This is a genomic window from Amycolatopsis sp. A133, from assembly GCF_031082405.1.
Lineage (GTDB): Bacteria > Actinomycetota > Actinomycetes > Mycobacteriales > Pseudonocardiaceae > Amycolatopsis.
Genome location: NZ_JAVHJU010000045.1, coordinates 1 through 16,952, shown reverse-complemented (window position 1 = coordinate 16,952; position 16,952 = coordinate 1). Strand labels below are relative to the sequence as shown.

The 16,952-nt window shown below is 70.3% G+C and carries 15 protein-coding genes; 9 read left to right on the top strand and 6 right to left on the bottom strand.

The genetic code is table 11. The features are described 5' to 3' along the window. Positions 1–48: 48 nt before the first annotated feature. The 4 genes from Q5425_RS28310 to Q5425_RS28295 all read left to right on the top strand — a co-directional run bounded on the left by Q5425_RS28310 (position 49) and on the right by Q5425_RS28295 (position 4,377). Positions 49–816, top strand: a complete 768-nt coding sequence (locus Q5425_RS28310; protein ID WP_308675369.1) for a PIG-L family deacetylase — start codon at positions 49–51, stop codon at positions 814–816. Positions 817–891: 75 nt separating this feature from the next. Continuing rightward, the gene (locus tag Q5425_RS28305) at positions 892–1,824 is read left to right on the top strand and encodes an alpha/beta hydrolase (RefSeq protein WP_308675368.1); all 933 of its coding nucleotides are present in this window, start codon (positions 892–894) and stop codon (positions 1,822–1,824) included. A 225-nt stretch (positions 1,825–2,049) separates the two neighbouring features. Then, positions 2,050–3,558, top strand: a complete 1,509-nt coding sequence (locus Q5425_RS28300; RefSeq protein ID WP_308675407.1) for an MFS transporter — start codon at positions 2,050–2,052, stop codon at positions 3,556–3,558. Positions 3,559–3,648: 90 nt separating this feature from the next. Further along, entirely contained in the window at positions 3,649–4,377 is a 729-nt protein-coding gene (locus Q5425_RS28295; RefSeq protein WP_308675367.1) for a TetR/AcrR family transcriptional regulator C-terminal domain-containing protein, read from the top strand. 6 nt (positions 4,378–4,383) lie between these two features. Here Q5425_RS28295 and Q5425_RS28290 read toward each other — a convergent pair whose 3' ends face one another. The 4 genes from Q5425_RS28290 to rfbH all read right to left on the bottom strand — a co-directional run bounded on the left by Q5425_RS28290 (position 4,384) and on the right by rfbH (position 8,850). Further along, positions 4,384–4,911, bottom strand: a complete 528-nt coding sequence (locus Q5425_RS28290; RefSeq protein WP_308675366.1) for a pyridoxamine 5'-phosphate oxidase family protein — start codon at positions 4,909–4,911, stop codon at positions 4,384–4,386. A 54-nt stretch (positions 4,912–4,965) separates the two neighbouring features. Next, complete coding sequence (locus Q5425_RS28285; RefSeq protein ID WP_308675365.1) at positions 4,966–6,177, bottom strand: cytochrome P450; 1,212 nt, start codon at positions 6,175–6,177, stop codon at positions 4,966–4,968. 25 nt (positions 6,178–6,202) lie between these two features. Continuing rightward, positions 6,203–7,468 (bottom strand): cytochrome P450, encoded by a 1,266-nt coding sequence (locus Q5425_RS28280; protein ID WP_308675364.1) that lies wholly within the window; start codon positions 7,466–7,468, stop codon positions 6,203–6,205. 74 nt (positions 7,469–7,542) lie between these two features. Then, on the bottom strand, positions 7,543–8,850 hold the full coding sequence (rfbH, locus tag Q5425_RS28275; protein ID WP_308675363.1) for a lipopolysaccharide biosynthesis protein RfbH: 1,308 nt from the start codon (positions 8,848–8,850) through the stop codon (positions 7,543–7,545). 134 nt (positions 8,851–8,984) lie between these two features. Here rfbH and Q5425_RS28270 point away from each other — a divergent pair, with 134 nt between their 5' ends. Both Q5425_RS28270 and Q5425_RS28265 read left to right on the top strand, forming a co-directional pair. Then, a complete protein-coding gene (locus tag Q5425_RS28270) occupies positions 8,985–10,196 on the top strand; it encodes a glycosyltransferase (protein ID WP_308675406.1) in 1,212 nt (403 codons plus the stop codon). A 30-nt stretch (positions 10,197–10,226) separates the two neighbouring features. Then, entirely contained in the window at positions 10,227–10,850 is a 624-nt protein-coding gene (locus tag Q5425_RS28265) for a dTDP-4-dehydrorhamnose 3,5-epimerase family protein (protein WP_308675362.1), read from the top strand. Positions 10,851–10,910: 60 nt separating this feature from the next. Here the strand turns inward: Q5425_RS28265 and Q5425_RS28260 are convergent, their stop codons facing one another. Beyond that, entirely contained in the window at positions 10,911–12,215 is a 1,305-nt protein-coding gene (locus Q5425_RS28260) for an aspartate aminotransferase family protein (protein WP_308675361.1), read from the bottom strand. Between the two features lie 19 nt (positions 12,216–12,234). Continuing rightward, on the bottom strand, positions 12,235–13,227 hold the full coding sequence (locus tag Q5425_RS28255; protein ID WP_308675360.1) for a Gfo/Idh/MocA family oxidoreductase: 993 nt from the start codon (positions 13,225–13,227) through the stop codon (positions 12,235–12,237). A gap of 147 nt (positions 13,228–13,374) precedes the next feature. Here Q5425_RS28255 and Q5425_RS28250 point away from each other — a divergent pair, with 147 nt between their 5' ends. From Q5425_RS28250 to Q5425_RS28240, 3 genes are all read left to right on the top strand, one after another. After that, entirely contained in the window at positions 13,375–14,259 is an 885-nt protein-coding gene (locus Q5425_RS28250) for a TIGR03621 family F420-dependent LLM class oxidoreductase (protein WP_308675359.1), read from the top strand. A 26-nt stretch (positions 14,260–14,285) separates the two neighbouring features. Continuing rightward, positions 14,286–15,356 carry an LLM class flavin-dependent oxidoreductase gene (locus tag Q5425_RS28245; RefSeq protein ID WP_308675358.1) on the top strand — a complete coding sequence of 357 codons (1,071 nt, stop codon included), beginning with the start codon at positions 14,286–14,288 and terminating at the stop codon, positions 15,354–15,356. Between the two features lie 81 nt (positions 15,357–15,437). Further along, on the top strand, positions 15,438–16,859 hold the full coding sequence (locus Q5425_RS28240) for an NDP-hexose 2,3-dehydratase family protein (RefSeq protein ID WP_308675357.1): 1,422 nt from the start codon (positions 15,438–15,440) through the stop codon (positions 16,857–16,859). The last annotated feature ends 93 nt before the right edge of the window (positions 16,860–16,952 follow it).

Below are 16,952 nucleotides of genomic sequence, written 5' to 3'. Positions count from 1 at the left end.
CTCACCTGCGGGATCCCGCGCGCGCCTCGCGTGCGTAGGTTCGGCGCCATGGGCACTCTGGTTTCCTTCCACGCACACCCCAACGACGACACCACGACCTGCGGCGGCGTCCTGCGCAAGGCCCACGAGGACGGCCACCGCGTCGTGCTCGTGCTCGCCACCCGCGGCGAACTCGGTTACCACCCGGACGGTCTCCTCGCCGAGGGCGAGACGCTGGCGGAGCGCCGGGCGGTCGAAGCCAGGGCGGCCGCCGACGTGCTCGGCGTCGACCGGCTCGAGTTCCTCGGCTACACCGACTCCGGGATGTCGGCCGCGGCCGACGGGGCCGGCACGTTCCGCACCGCGGACGTCGAGGAGGCGGCGCAGAAGCTCGCCGCGATCCTGCGCGAGGAGAACGCGGACGTGCTGACGGTGTACGACGAGAAGGGCACCTACGGCGACCCCGACCACATCCAGGTCCACCGCGTCGGTACGCGCGCGGCGGAACTCGCGGGCACGTCGAAGGTGTTCCAGTCCACGATCAACCGCGAGCACATCAAGGCGAACCAGCGCGTGCTCGCCGAGCAGGCCGGCGTCGAGCTGCCCGCGGGCCCGGACTTCGGCACCCCGGAGGCGGAGCTCACCTGCCGGGTCGACGTCTCGGCGTACACCGAGTACAAGCGCAAGGCGCTGCTCGCCCACGCCAGCCAGATCACCCCGCAGTCCACGCTGTTCACCGACCTGCCGGAAGCCACGTTCCGGACCATGTTCGGCACCGAGTGGTTCATCCGGGCCGGCCAGGGGCCCGGGATCACCGAAACGGACCTCATGGCGTAACCGCCGCTGTTCCCCCACCGGGCCGCACCGCACGGGCACCCGCCCGAGCCGTGCGGCCTTCTCTTTGGAGGCACCATGGTCTATGCGTTCGACCCCGAGCTCGCCACCGTCGTCCCGGACCTGCCGGTCACCGACCTCGGTGACCTCGCCGTGGCCAGGGCGGCGGTCACCGAGCTCAAGGACCGACTGCCGGTGCCGGACACCGCGGGCCTGCGGATCGACGACGTCCGCGTCCCGGCCGGCGGGCACGAGGTGGCGCTGCGCGTCTACCGCCCGGCCCGGCCGCTGGCGCCGTCGGCGCTCTACTTCGTCCACGGCGGCGGTTTTGTGGTCGGCGACCTCGACGTCGCCCGGGTGCCGTGTGTCGAGCTGGCCCGCGAGCTGGGGATCGTGGTGGTCTCGGTGGACTACCGCCTCGCCCCGGAGACGCCCTACCCGGGCCCGCTCGAGGACGTCTACACGGGCTTGCGGTGGCTCGCCGGCCACGCGGGCGAGCTGGGCGTGGACCCGAGGCGGATCGTCACGTACGGCATCAGCTCGGGCGGCTGCCTCAGCGCCGGCCTGTCGTTGCTGGCCCGCGACCGCGGCGGACCGCCCATCGCCTACCAGTTCCTGAACGCGCCGGTCCTGGACGACCGGCTCATCACGCCGAGCATGCGCGAGTTCGTCGACACGCCGTTGTGGAACCGGCCGCAGGCGGAGCTCAGCTGGGACGCCTACCTGGGGCCGGGGATCCGGGCGACGGAGGCGGTTTCGTGTTACGCCGCCCCGGCCCGCGCGACCGAGCTGAGCGGGCTGCCGCCGGCGTACGTTTCGGTGAAGCAGTTCGACCCGTTGCGGGATGAGGGGATCGCGTACGCGGTGGCGCTGCAGGCGGCGGGGGTGAACGTGGAGCTGCACTTGTTCCCGGGCACGTTCCACGGCTCGACGCGGTGTGTGGATGCTGCGATCAGCCGGCGGGAGCACGAGGAACAGCTCGCGGTCCTGCGCCGCGTAACCCACCACTGAACCCCTTGCGCACCACCCTCACCAGGCTTTCCGAGGTCCCCGAGCGCCCCAATGTGGCGTTGGTTGCGTCCAACGCACCGAACGCCACATTGGGTGCGCTGGACGCACCGAACGCCACATTGGGGCGCTTGGGACCCGGCCCCTTGCGCGCCGGACGACGAGCCTTATATGTTGTATAAGAACTTGTCGTAAGCATTCGCTACCGGGGGAGCCCTCTTGCGCGAAATGCACGCCACGGTGGCGGTCACGGAAACCCGGAATCCCCGGCGCTGGCTGATTCTGGCCGTCATCTGCATGGCCCAATTGGTCGTCCTGCTGGACAACACCATCCTGAACCTCGCGATCCCCAAGCTCACCGAGGAACTGGGCGCCACGACGGCCGACATCCAGTGGATGATCAACGCGTACGCGCTGGTCCAGTCCGGGCTGCTGCTCACCGCGGGCAGCCTCAGCGACCGGTACGGCCGCAAACGCGCGCTGCTGATCGGGCTGCTGCTGTTCGGTACCGGTTCGCTGGCTGCGGCGTTCAGCCAGTCCTCGGGCCAGCTGATCGCGGCCAGGGCGGGCATGGGCATCGGCGGTGCGCTGCTGATGACCACCACGCTGGCCGTTGTCATGCAGGTCTTCGACGGCAAGGAACTGCCGAAGGCGATCGGGTTGTGGAGCGCGGTCAGCTCGTTCGGCTACGCCAGCGGCCCGCTGATCGGGGGAGTGCTGCTCGCCCACTTCTGGTGGGGTTCGATCTTCCTGATCAACATCCCGGTGGCGCTGCTCGGCTGCCTCGCCGTGGCGAAATTGGTGCCGGAGTCGAAGAACCCCGACGGTGAGCGCCCCGACCTGGTCGGGGCGGTGCTTTCGACGATCGGCATGGCCGGGGTCGTCTACGCGATCATTTCCGGTCCCGAGCACGGCTGGTTCTCCACCGGTGTACTGCTCGCGGCCGGGGTGGGTGTGGCCGCGCTGGCCGCCTTCGTCCGGTGGGAACTGCACGTGCCGAACCCCATGCTGGACATGGCTTTCTTCCGCAACCGCCGGTTCGTCGGCGCCATCTCGGGCGGCCTGCTGGTGGCCTTCGGGATGGGTGGCTCGGTCTTCCTGCTGACGCAGCAGCTGCAGCTCGTGCTCGGCTACGGCCCGCTGGACGCCGGGCTGCGGACGGCCCCGCTGGCGCTGGTGGTCGTCGGGCTGAACGTCGCCGGTCTCGGTGCGAAGCTGCTCGAAAAACTCGGCACGGCCTTGACCATCACCATCGGGATGACGCTGATCGCGGGCGGCCTCGCCGCGGTGGCGCTGCTGGGCACGCCCGGCCGCGGCTACGAATGGATGCTGGCCGGCCTGCTGCTGATGGGCCTCGGCATCGCGTTGGCCATGCCCGCCATGGCCAACGCCATCATGAGCTCGATCCCGCCGGCGAAAGCGGGGTCGGGAGCCGGGGTCCAGGGCACCGTGAACGAATTCGGGAGCGGGCTCGGCGTCGCCATCCTCGGCGCCGTGCTCAACTCCCGGTTCGCCGCGTTGCTGCCGGTCGGCCTCAGCGCCGGTGCGGCCGGCTCGCTGCACCAGGCGCTGCTGGCCGCACCGACGCCCGAGCTGCGGACGCAGGTGCACGAGGCCTTCGCCGGCGGGGTGCGGGCGAGCCAGCTGATCGGCGCGCTGGCCGTCTTCCTCGGCGGCCTGCTCGCCGGCTGGCTGCTGCGCCGCGCGGCCCGGTCGGAGGCCCTCGCGGCCGCCTGAGGCGGCCCCACGATCAGGCAGGGTGCGTGGCGCCGCGCACCCTGCCCCTTTACCGTTGAACTCCTCCGCCGGTGAGAAGGGACGGCCACGATGGGCAAACGGGCGTCGCAGCCGCGCGAGAGCGTGTGGCTGGCTCCGCGGCCGGCCCGCAAGCACCGGGCGGGGGAATCCGAACTCGACCGCGAGAAGATCGTCGCCAGTGCGGTCCGCGTGCTCGACGCCGAGGGCGACACGAAGTTCTCGATGCGGCTGCTGGCCGAGGAGCTGCACGTCACCCCGATGTCGGTGTACTGGTACGTCGCGAACAAGGACGACCTGCTGGAGCTGGCCCTGGACGCGGTGGCGGCCGAGATCGAGCTCCCGTCGATCGCCGAGGAGAACGACTGGCGCGACGACCTGCGCGCCCTCGCCCGCGCGTGGCGCCGCACGATGATCGCCCACCCCTGGGCGATCCGCTGCTACGGCGAGTACCTGAACATCGGCCCGAGCAGCCTGCGGTTCACCGAGTGCGCCCAGGCGGTGATGGCCCGCTCGCCCCTGCCGCTGCGCGACCGGTCGGCCGCGCTGAACGTCGTCTTCCAGTACGTCTACGGCTTCACGGCCACGGAAAGCCGGTGGCTGGAGCACCTCGCCGAGACGGGCCGGACGGCGGAGGAGTTCGCCGCCGAGGTGACGGGCAGCATGGCGGCGATGTCGGCGACGCTGGAGCAGGGCGGCCTGCTGGAGCGCGACGGCGAGCGGTCGATGGAGGAGCAGCGCGACCGGGACTTCGACCGCGGGCTCGACTGGCTGTTCACCGGGATGGTCGCCGGTCTGTGAGGCCGCTCAATCGCGGCCACGTCCGCGGCGGGCCGTCTGCACGTGTTCCTGCAGCCGCGTCCCTTCGTTGTCGGTGAGAACGTTGGACGTCTTCCCGTAGTCGACGCTGCGCCAGCGGTCCGGGGTCATCCGGATGATCACGTGCCCCGGGTTGAACGCCTCGACGAACTCCCGCGCCTGCTTCTGGGGCAAGTACCGCGAGGCGACCGAATACGCGGCCTCGACCGTCGCTTCTTCCCACGCGGTGACCGGGCCCGACACCGAGACGTACCGGTACGGCGGGTCCTCGTTCTGGACCACCAAGGTGAATTCGCCGTTCTTCTTGATGAGACGGCCCTTCAAGGTGTCCTCGCCGTCGGTCCACAGGAGCACGTCGCCGCCGGGTGAATAGCCGTACCACATCGGTACCGCCAGCGGTGGGCCGCTGCGCCGCGTCAAGGCCAAAACACCGATGTGCTTGTCGGCGAGGAACTCCTGCTGTTCCCGCTCGGTCATGCTCAGGTCCACCGACGTGCCCTCCAGTCGTTGCGGCAAAACGAAAAGCTTCGGCCGGCCGGGGGGAACCGGCCGGCCGAAGCGCACGGACACTCACCAAGCGACGGGCAGCTCGGCCAATCCCTGGAAAGCGTCACCCGGCTTGACCCGGACTTCGTCGGCCGGGACGGCCAGGCGCAGGCCCGGCAGCCGGTCGATCAGCCGCTGGAACGCGATTTCCATGATCGCCCGCGCGTGGTTCATGCCCGCGCACTGGTGGGTGCCGAACCCGTACGTGAGGTGGTCGCGGAACGTCGGGCGGTGCCAGTCCAGCGTGTCGCCGTTGTCGTAGGCCTCCTCGTCGCGGTTGATGAGCGAGAAGAGGAAGAACACGCCGTCGCCCTCGCGGATGGTGGTGTTCGCGTCGACCTCGATGTCGGCCGCGGCCACCCGCTGCAGGCCGTCGGGGACGACCACGAACCGGGTCAGCTCGTCCACCGCGGCCGGCATCAGGGACGGGTCCGCCCGCAGCTCGGCCAGCCGCTCCGGGTGCTGCAGCAGCGTGAACGCACCCAGCCCGATCGAGCTCGACGTGGTGTCGTGCCCGGTCACCAGCACGATGAGGAACATCTGGAGGATTTCCTCGTGGTCCACGTCGCTCGAGGGATCGCGCTCCGCAAGGAGGGCTTGGAGAAAACCCTCCTCGCCCGGGTTCTGCTGGGCCTTGTCGATCAGCTTGGTCAGGTAGGCCATCAGCTCGTCGTAGGCCCCGCCGGCGTCCGGCCCGAAGAGGATCTGGTGGGCCTTCTTCTCGAAGTAGTCCTGGTCCTCGTGCGGGATGCCCAGCAGATCGCACAACGCCATCAGCGGCACCGGCGAAGCGAACTTCTTGAGCAGGTCCGCGGGCGCGCCTTCGGCGATCATCTCGTCGATCTGCCGGTCGACGATCGCCTGGATCCTCGGCCGCAGGGAGTCGATCCGCTTGACCGTGAACCCCGCCTGCACCAGCTTCCGCCGCGCCCGGTGGGCCGGGCCGTCGACGCCCACCAGCGCGGTGAGCAGCTTGATGACCTTCTGCTGCTCGTCGGTGAACTCGACGGCCGCGGCCGCGCTGACCATGGGCCACGCGGGATTGGTGCGGTCACTGGAGATGCGCGGGTCGCACAGGAGCTTGCGGGCCAGTTCGTGCCCGGTGACCGCCCAGGCCTTGCGGCCGTCGTAAAGGGCGACTTCGGCGATCGGGCGCCGATCGGCCAGCGGCTCGTAGCCCGGGGCCGGCTGGTACGGGCACGTGCGGTCTTGCGGGAAGGCGACGGTCTCGGTCAAGGGAATCTCCTCCGACGAAGTGACGTCAGGACGCCGGCCGGACGAGCCGCACCGGGAGGTCCTTGGTCCGGGTGAAGCCGGGCCGCAGGATCCACGGGATCTCTTCGCGCGGCACCGCGAGGGCCATGTCCGGGAACCGCGTGTACAGCCCGCGCAGCGCCACTTCCGCCTCCAGGTAGGCGACGTGCTGGCCGAGGCAGCGGTGGATGCCCTTGCCGAAGCCGAGGTGGCTCTCGCTGCCGACGGCGAGCCGGTCGATCTGCAGCTTCTCCGGCTCGGGGAACTTCCGCGGGTCGCTGTTGGCGGCCATGATCAGCGGCACGACGGGCATCCCGCGCGGGATGACCGTGCCGCCGACCTCGATGTCCTCGGTCGCGAACCGCGGCTGGCCGAACTGGATCGGGCCGAGGCGTTGGAGCTCGCGCACGGCCTGCGGCCACAGCGTCGGGTCGGCCTTCAGCCGCGCGAGCTGGTCCGGGTGCTCGTGCAGGGCCAGCACCGAGTTGCCGATCAGGTAGGTCGTCGTCTGGTGCCCGGCGGTGACCAGGCTGAACAGGACGCCGACCAGTTCGTCGTCGGTGGCGATGCCCGGGTTCTTGGCCTGCGCCTCGACGAGCGCGGTGACCATGTCGTCCTTCGGCTCGGCGCGCCGCCGCTCGATCATCCCGCGCGCGGCGGCGAGGGTCTTGCGGACCTCTTCCGGCAGGCGCTTGCCGTCCAGGGTGGCCATCGCGTCACTCCACGCGCGCCACTGCGGACGGTCTTCGTGGTCGACGCCGACCAGCTCGCAGATCACGGTGACCGGCAGCGGGTAGCAGAACGCCTCGACGAGGTCGATCGGCGTGCCGTCACCGCCCGCCGCTTCCAGCTTGTCGAGCAGCTCCGCGGTCAGTGCCTCGACCCGGGGGCGGAACTTGCCGACCCGGTGCGCGGTCAGCGCGTAGGAGACCAGCTTGCGCAGCCGGGCGTGCTCCTCGCCGTCGGAGGCGTTGATGAGGTTCTTCAGCCAGGGGATCAGCTCCTCCGGCATGTCCAGGTGCCGGAACACGCCGTTCCGGATGTCCTCGGCGGGCGAGTCGGCGAGCGGGTTGCACTGGAACCGCTGGTCCATGAGGACCTGGCGCACGTCCTCGTAGCGGGCGGCCAGGTACATCGGCGGCCCACCCATGAAGCCGCCGATCTGCAGCGTCGGCGCCTCCCGGACCCTCGCGTGCGCCCCCCACGGGTCGGCGACCACTTCCGGTGAGAACAGGTCGACCGGTTCGGCCGAAGTCTCGGCAGTGGTGGTCATGGGCCCTTCCTTTCGTGTTGAAATCGGCAGCGCACGGTCTCTTGGTGAAACAGTCCACTGTAGACAGCACTCGTTCAGTGCGTGGCGACGAATTCCTTGAGGGTGCCGATGACGTACTCGACCATCTCGGTGGTGATCCCCGGGTAGACGCCGATCCAGAACGTCCGCTCGGTGACGATGTCGCTGTTGGTCAACGGGCCGGCGATGCGCTGCGGCTTGCCGATGTAGGCGGGGTGCCGGGTGAGGTTGCCGGCGAACAGCCGCCGGGTGCGGATGTTGCGCGCCTCGAGGTACTCGACGACCTCCGGGACGTCGAAGCCCGCGTCGGGTTTCACCGTGATGATGAACCCGAACCAGCTCGGGTCGCTGCCCGGTGTGGCCTCGGGCAGGAGCAGCCCGGGCAGGCCGTCGAGACCCTCGCGCAGCTGGCGCCAATTGCGCTTGCGGGCTTCGATGAAGTCCGGCAGCTTCGCCAGCTGGCTGAGCCCGAGCGCGGCGTGGATGTCGGTGCTCTTGAGGTTGTAGCCGACCTCGGAGAAGACGTACTTGTGGTCGTAGGCCTCCGGCAGCGTCCCGAGGTGCAGGTCGAACCGCTTCAGGCAGCGGTCGTCCTCGCCGGGCTCGCACCAGCAGTCGCGGCCCCAGTCGCGGAACGACTTCGCCAGCTTGGCCAGCTTGATGTCCGAGGACAGCAGCATGCCGCCCTCGCCCATGGTCAGGTGGTGCGCCGGGTAGAACGACACCGTGGAGAACCGGCCGAACGTGCCGGTGAGCCGGCCCTGGTAGGTGGAGCCGACGGCGTCGCAGTTGTCCTCGATGAGGTGACAGCCGTGGCGCTCGGCGAGTTCGGCGATTTCCGCGACCGGAAAAGGATTTCCGAGCGTGTGCGCGATCATGATGGCGCGCGTGCGCGGGGAGATCGCCGCTTCGACCCGCTCGGCCGTCGTGTTGTACGTGCCGAGTTCGATGTCGACGAACACCGGGATCATGCCGTTCTGCAGGATCGGGTTCACCGTGGTCGGGAAGCCGGCGGCGACCGTGATCACCTCGTCGCCCGGCTTGAGCTGCTCGTCGCCGAGCGTCGGCGAGGTCAGCGTGCTCAGCGCCAGCAGGTTCGCCGACGAGCCGGAGTTCGTCAGCACCGCCTTGCGCCGCTTGAGCTTCCTGGCGAACGACGACTCGAACTTCGTCGCGATCGTGCCGGAGGCGATGCGCAGGTCGAGCGCGGCGGCCACCAGGGCTTCGCGGTCGGCGGCGTCGAGCACCGCCCCGGACGACAGGATCGGCGTCTGCCCCGGGATGAACGGCGCCGGCCCGGTGGACTGGGCGTCGTGGTAGTCGCGGACCTGCGCCAGCAGGTCCGATCGGGCTGAGTCGACCATGTCGTATCGATCCCCTGCAGTCAGTGCGGTCGCGGACCTAACGCTTAAGTCACGCTAGAAGCGCTGCGAGAACGGGGCATCCCCCAACGTGGTAGGCCGCCGCGGGCAACCGGCCGAGACTACCCGCGTTGGTGATGGCCTGCGGCGGTGTCATCGGCAAGCTGGAGCCGACCACGAGCCACCCCTGGGAGGACGATCTTGTGAAGGTTCTTAATCTTGCCGGGGTTGCCCCGTCGACGGTGTTCAGCCACGTTCCGCTGGCGAACGCCCTGCGCAACGCCGGGCACCAGGTGATGACCACCGCGTCGGTCGACGAGATGGTCGGCACGATCGCCGGCGTCGGGCTGTCCGCGGTGCGGACCACGGCGCCGGGCGTCACCCCGCGGCAGGTCATCGCCGACAGCGGCCTCACGCACGTGCCGGAAGACCCCGAGGAACGCGAGATCATGGCGGGCCGCTGGTACGCGCACATGGAATACGTGACCCTCGACGCCCTGCTCGCGTTCAGCAAGGACTGGCGCCCGGACGTCATCGTCAGCGGGGTCACCTCCTACGCCGGCCCGCTGCTGGCCGCCCACCTCGGGGTGCCCTACGTGCGCCACGCCTGGGACATCCACAGCCCGCGGCTGATGGACCGAGGCGCGGAGGACCAGCTGCGTGAGCAGCTGACGGAGCTGGGCCTGGACGGCCTGCCCGAGCCCGTCATGACGATCGAGATCGCGCCGCCGAGCCTGCTGCCCGAAGACCTCAAGGGCGGCCAGCTGATGCGGTGGATCCCGGGCAACTCGCAGTCCGTGCTCGAACCGTGGATGTACCGGAAGGGCGCGGGCACCCGGATCGGCGTCACCATCGGCACGGGTGTCGCGAACTACAACCAGTACGACTTCCTGCAGGGCGTCGTCGAGCAGGTCGCGACCCTGGACGCAGAAGTCGTCGTCGCCGTCACCGAGGACGCCGCACCGGAACTGCGCGAGCGGCTGAAGAACGTGCGCGCGGGCTGGATCCCGCTCGACGTCGTCGCGCCCACCTGCGACGTCCTGGTGCACCAGACCGGCGGCAGCACCATGATGACGGGGCTGAGCTTCGGCGTGCCGCAGGTGCTGCTCCCCGACCCCAACCTGTACCGGGCCGGCGACATGGCCCGCCGCCTCGCCGAAACCGGCGCCGCCGTCGTGCTGTCCCCGGAGGAGGCCACGAGCGAGGTCATCGCGAAGACGTGCGGCGAGCTGGTCGCCGACCCGTCGTTCGCCGCGGCCGCGGGCGAGCTCGCCCGGGAAATCGCGGCCCAGCCGTCGCCGCACGAGGTGGCGCTGCGCATCGAGCAGCTCGTCCGGGAAGCGTCCTAAGCGGACATGGGCAGCGTCAGCACCCGCAGCATGACCGTACGGCCGCTCGGCATCGACGGCGCGCACCTCGTCTCGTCCCGGTCCTTCGGCGACGAGCGCGGCGACTTCTTCGAGGTCTACCGCGAAGACGTGCTGACCGAGGCGCTCGGCTACCGGCCGCGGTTCCTGCAGACCAACGTCTCGACGTCGTGCCGCAACGTCGTCCGCGGCGTGCACGGGGCGGCGACCCCGCCCGGCCTGGCCAAGTTCGTGACGTGCCTGCGGGGTTCACTGCTCGACTTCGTCGTCGACGTGCGGATCGGCTCGCCGACGTTCGGGCAGTGGGACATGATCGTGCTCAACCAGTACGGCGGGACCGCGGTCTACGTGGAAGAGGGCCTCGGCCACGCCTTCGTGGCCCTGGAAGACGACACGTGCGTCCAGTACCTGCTGTCCGACCTCTACCGGCCGGCCGAGGTGCTCACCGTGCAGCCGCTCGATCCGGAAATCGGCCTGCCGCTCAACCTGCCGGGGGAGCCGATTCTCTCGGAGCGCGACGCGGCCGCACCGACGTTGCGGGAAGCCGGTGCGCAGGGCCTGCTGCCGCGGTACGACGAGTGCCTGGCGTTGCGGGACGCCCGGGTGCGGCTGACCGAGGCGGCCGCCGCTTCCTGAATCGTGTTGCAGCAGAAAGGCCCGGGACCGCGGTCCCGGGCCTTTCTCGTGGAGCGCCGGTCAGTTCAGCTGGGTCAGGGCCGTGCGCAGCGTCTCGCCGAGGAAGTCCAGATCGGCGTCGGTCGCGTTCAGCGGCGGCGCCACCAGCAGGCCTTCGCCGGTGCGGTCGGGGCGGAAACCGACGTACGGGTACAGCAGCAGGCCCTGGCTCCGGGTGAGCCGCATGACGTCGCCGATCGTGCCCGGGGCCAGCTCGATGCCGTAGAAGTAGCCCAGGCCGCGGACGTCGGTCACCAGCGGCTGGCCACGCACCGCGTCGGCCACCAGCCGGCCGAGGGCCGCGCCCCGGACCTCGTCGCGGTCGAGGGCGCCGAGCTCCTCCAGCACCGACAGCACGGCCAGCCCGGCCCGGCCCTGCAACGGCGTCGCCGACATCGTGCCCATCAGCGGCAGCCACTTGCCGCTCGTCATGATGTCCTCGGCCAGGTTCGGCGAAATCATCGTGGCGGCCAGCGGGACGTACCCCGCGCCGAGGCCCTTCGACAGCGTGACGATGTCCGCCGCCGAGCCCGGCGTGTGGTGCGAGGCCAGCGGGAGCCCACAGCGGCCCAGTCCGGTGAGGACCTCGTCGTGGATGACGAGGACGCCGAACTCGTCGCAGACCTCGCGCAACGCGCGCAGATATCCGGCCGGCGGCACGTACCCGCCGCCGGTCGTGCCGTTGACCGGTTCCATCAGCACCGCCGCGACGGTGTCCGGACCGGCCGCGACGATCGCGTCGCGCACCGCCCGCACGCACTCGACGCGGCAGACGGGGTAGGGGCAGTCGAGGTGCTGGCCGGGGTAGGGCGGGTTGAACGCGGGGGCGAGACCGAAGCTGTCGTCCTCGTGCGGCCGCCGCGAACGGTGGCCGGACAAGGCGAGCACGAACGCGCTGTTGCCGTGGTAACCCAGCGACGACGTCAGGATCTTGTGCCGCCCCATCTCCCCGCGGGCCCGCTGCACCAGCCGGGCCAGCGCGATGGCGGATTCCGTCGCGTGCGTGCCGGTGGGGGTGAACATGACCCGGTCGTCCGGCCGGTGCACCGCCCGCGCCGTGGCCGCGGCCAGCTGCTCCATGAGGTCGGGCGCGAACGTGCCCGGGCTGGCGTAGGTGCAGATCCCGACCTGGTCGCGCAGCGCCTCGACCACCGTGGGGTGGGCGTGGCCGATGTTCACGTTGACGATCCCGCTGGCCCCGTCGAGGTAACGCGTGCCGTCGGAGGCGTACACCCAGGACCCGGCGGCGTGGCTGTAGGGGATCGGGGGGATCTGCAGCCGGGCGGCCAGCAGCTGGGACGGCGCTTTTTGCACGGTCGACGTCACGATCGGGTTCCTCCTGGCATCAGCCCACCGGTTCGGTGGCGTGATCGACGTAAAGCCTCGCTTTGGTGCGGATGTCGTCGACGAGCACCGCCTGCCGCGCCACGTCGTCGTTGTCCGGGAGCCGTCCCGAGCGGACGGTCGCGGCGAACGCGGCGAGGGTGTTCGCGACCTGGTCGTCGGGCGGCAGCGGGATTTCGCCGACGCCGGACCGCCGTTCCAGCCGGATGACCGGGATGTGGCCGGCGGGCGGGGTGAAGGCGTGATCGAGGACGATCCGGCCTTCGCTGCCCCACAGCTCGTAGCCGGACCGGTAGGCGTGGTCGATCCCGAAGGTCGCGGACGCGCTCACGCCGTCGCCGGTGCACAGCAGCGCGTGCCCGGCGGAGTCGACGGGGTGGCCGTGGCGCCGGGTCAGCACCGCCGAAACGACGTCCACCTCCCGGCCCAGGAAGGACATCGCCGCGCGCACCGGGTAGACGCCGGTGTCCATGAGGGCGCCGCCGCCGAGTTCGGCGCTGTGGCGGATGTCGCCGGGCGGGCGTGGCGGGACGGCGAACGCGGCGTGGAACGCCCGCAGCTCGCCGATCGCGCCGTCGGCGACCAGGTCGCGGACCGCCGCGTGCTGGCTGTGGTGGAGGAACATGACGTTCTCCACCAGCACCAGCCCGGCCGAGCGCGCCGTGGCGATCAGCTCGCGGGTCCGGGAAACGCTGGTGGTCAAGGGTTTCTCGGCGAGCACGTGCTTGCCGGCGGCCAGTGCGCGATCGATCCACTCCGCGTGCGAAGCGTTCGGGAGCGGGATGTAGACGGCTTCGACGTCGTCGAGGTCCAGCAGCGCCGAATAACCTTCGACCGCGCGGCAGCCGTAGCCGCGGGCGATTTCCGTGGCTTTACCGGCGTTCCGGCTGGCGATCGCCGCGATTTCCGTGGCGGAAAGGGCCGCCATCGCCGGAAGCAGCTTCCGGACGGCGATGCTCGCGCACCCCATGATCCCGATGCGCAGTGGGGCCACAGGATCTCCTTCGCGACACGGCGTTTCCGGCATTGCTCGGCGCCCACGCTAGGACAGCCGCCGCCGGCCCGGTATCCCCCGTCCTGATAGCGATCGACGGGCCGGAAAGCGCCGGACAAATGATCAGATGATTGGTACTTTGCTGTTATGGCCACTGGGATCAAGCCGTTCAGGTTCGGGGTCGACCTGATCACCCCCGCCCCGCGCCGCGCTTGGGTCGGGAAATGCCGCAAAGCCGAGGAACTCGGCTACGACGTCATCGGGGTGGGTGATCACCTGGGCATGCCGGCCCCGTTTCCGGCGCTGGTGCTGGCCGCGGAGAACACCGAACGCGTCCGGCTCAAGACCTTCGTCCTCAACACCGGTTTCTACAACCCCGTGCTGCTCGCCCGGGAAGTGACCGGCACCGACCAGTGCACCGACGGCCGGTTCGAACTCGGCCTCGGCGCCGGGTACGTGAAGGCGGAGTTCGACGCCGCCGGGATCCCCTTCCCGACGCCCCGGCAGCGGCTGCGTCACCTGGAACGGACGATCGAGCAGCTCAAGGAGAGCTACGCCGATCCCGGTCACCAGCCGCGGCCCGCGCAGCCGTCCGGTCCGCCGCTGCTGCTGGGCGGCCGCGGGAACGGCCTGCTCACCCTGGCCGCCGCGCACGCGGACATCATCGCGTTCATCGGCGCCGCCGCCTCGCACAAGATGCTGCTGGCCGACGCCGCCGAGCTCACCGAGCGGGTCGAGTTCGCCAAGGCCGCGCTCGGTCCCCGGGTGGCGCAGGTCGAGCTGAACGTCTTCGCCCACTGCGTCGACGTCACCGACGATCGCCGGGCCGGGCTGGAAGCGGTGCACCGGCGGATGCCCGAGCGCACGGTGGAGCAGCTCGCCGAACTGCCGACCGTGCTCATCGGTACGGCCGCGCAGATCGCCGAACAGCTCGAAACCCACCGGGAGCGTTACGGGATCAGCTACTTCACCGTGCTGGAGCACAACCTCGAAGCGCTCGCCCCGGTCATCGATCTCCTGCACGGGAAGTAGGACACCGCGACGAAGGGAGCACGCCCGTGGCCCACCGCCCGATGAAGTTCTCCACCTTCCACCTCTTCCACCAGTTCGCCGGGATGAGCGCGCCGGAGGTCTACAGCTACCACGTCGAGCTCGTCGAGCTCCTGGAGGAGCTCGGCTTCGACGGCGTGTGGATGGCCGAGCACCACTTCCACGACTTCGGCACCGTGCCGAACACGCTCACCATGCTCGCCCACCTGGCGGCCCGCACCGAACGGCTCCGGCTCGGCACCGGGATCGTGGTGCTGCCGCTGCGCAACCCGATCCACGTGGCCGAGGAGGCCGCGATGGTGGACCTGCTCTCGGGCGGACGGCTCGAGCTCGGCATCGGCCGCGGTTACCAGAGCATCGAGTTCGAGAACTTCGGGCTCGACCTCGCCGAGTCCCGCGACCGGTTCGACGAGTGCCTCGACGTGCTGCTCGGCCTGCTGACCACGGAGGACTTCGAGTACAAGGGCCGGTACCAGCAGACGACCCACCCGCTGACGCTGTGGCCCAAGCCGGTGCAGCGGCCGCACCCGCCGCTGCACGTCGCCGCCATCAGCCCCGAGACCGTGCGGAAGTACGCCGCCCGCGGCCTGCCGATCCTGGCCGACCCGGCCGCCCCCTTCGCGCGGATCGCCGAGGCCGCGCGGACCTGGCACGAAACCGCCGCCGCCCACGGGGTCGACGCCGGGGACACTGAACTCGTCGCCAGCCGCGTGGTGTACGTCGCCGAGTCCAACGAGCGGGCGCGCGAGGAGCAGGCGCGGTTCGAGGCGGCGTTCGACCGCACCCGGGTCTTCCTGGCGGGCAACGCGCCGATCGACCTGAAGACCGGCGGGGCCGCGAAGGGCTACGAGTACCACTTGGAACGCCTCAAGGACCTCTCGGCCGAAGAAGACTTCGCCTGGAACGAGCTGGAAGTGATCGGCGACCCCGAGCGGGTCATCTCGCAGATCCGGTCCATTCAGGACATGGGGTACGGCAACCTGTTGTGCGACTTCGGCTCGACCCGGCAGATGCCGATCGAGGAGATGAAGAAGCTGCTGAAGTTCTTCGCCGCCGAGGTCATGCCCGCGTTCCGCTGACCACCCGGTTCCTATCAGGTCGGGGGATGCCCGCCGCGTCCCGCCCGACTTAGGCTCGCCGCAGCCGAGGAAGGGAGTGACGTGGTCCACAGCGCGATACACGAGGACACGGCACGGGACGGGCGTTCCGACGCCGTGGCCGACGACGCGGTCATGTCCATGGCGGACTTCCACTCCTGGTTCAACGCGCGTGCCCGCGCGAACAGCTTCCGGGTGGAGCGGATCCCCTTCCTGGACCTCGCCGGCTGGGAGTTCGAGCCGGACACGGGCAACCTCGTGCACACCAGCGGCCGGTTCTTCTCGGTCGAAGGCCTGCGCGTCCGCACCGACCGGCCCTGGGTGAGCGAGTGGACCCAGCCGATCATCGTGCAGCCGGAGATCGGGGTGCTCGGCATCCTCGTCAAACGGTTCGACGGGGTCCCGCACTGCCTGATGCAGGCGAAGATGGAGCCGGGGAACATCAACGGCCTCCAGATCTCGCCGACGGTGCAGGCCACGCGCAGCAACTACATGAAGGTCCACGGCGGCGCGGCGACGAAGTACATGGAGTACTTCCGGGCCGGCTCCCGCGGCCGGGTGCTGTTCGACGGCCTGCAGTCCGAGCAGGGTTCGTGGTTCCTGCACAAGCGCAACCGCAACATCGTCGTCGAGACCGACGACGACGTGCCGCTGGACGAAGACTTCTGCTGGCTCACCCTCGACCAGATCCGGCGCCTGCTGCGGCTGGACCACATGGTGAACATGGACTCCCGGACCGTCCTTTCCTGCGTTCCGCCCGCCTTGGCGCGGGTGGACGACCGGACCACCGGCGACGGCTCGTTCGTCGAAGCGGTCCACCGTTCGCTGTCGGGCCGCGGCCGGGCCGTCCACGACCCGGGGCACATCCTCAGCTGGCTCACCGAGGTGCGCGCCCGCCAGGAGCTGGTGCAGCGCCGGGTGCCGCTCAAGGAGGTCGTCGAGGACGGCTGGCGCCTCGGCCACGACGTCATCGACCACCGCGACGGCAAGTACTTCGACGTCGTCGCGGTGTCGGTGGAGGCCAGCAACCGCGAGGTCACCGCGTGGACGCAGCCGCTGGTGGCGCCCCGGCAGTCCGGCTTGCTCGCGTTGCTGGTCAAGCGGATCGGCGGCACGTTGCACGCGCTGGTGCAGGCCCGCAGCGACGCGGGCACGCTCAACATCGCGGAGCTGACCGCGACCGTGCACTGCCAGCCGGGCAACTACGCCGACGCGCCGGCGGAGCACCGCCCGCCTTACCTCGACTACGCGCTGGCCGCCCCCACCGGACGCGTGCGGCTGGACGTCGTGCACTCGGAGGAAGGCGGCCGGTTCTACCACGCGCAGAACCGCTACCTGGTGATCGAGGCCGAGGACGACTTCGCCCCCGAGCCCGACGACCGGTACCTCTGGACCACGCTGAGCCAGCTGATGTCGCTGCTGTCGCACAGCAACTACCTGACGGTGGAGCTGCGCAGCCTGATGGCCAGCCTGCGCAGCTTCTGACACTCTGCCGCGGCTGGTCGTGAGTGGTAAGGCGGGTTAGAACCCGCCTTACCACTCACGAGCGCGTCCCCGGGTACGTTCGCGGCCATGAGA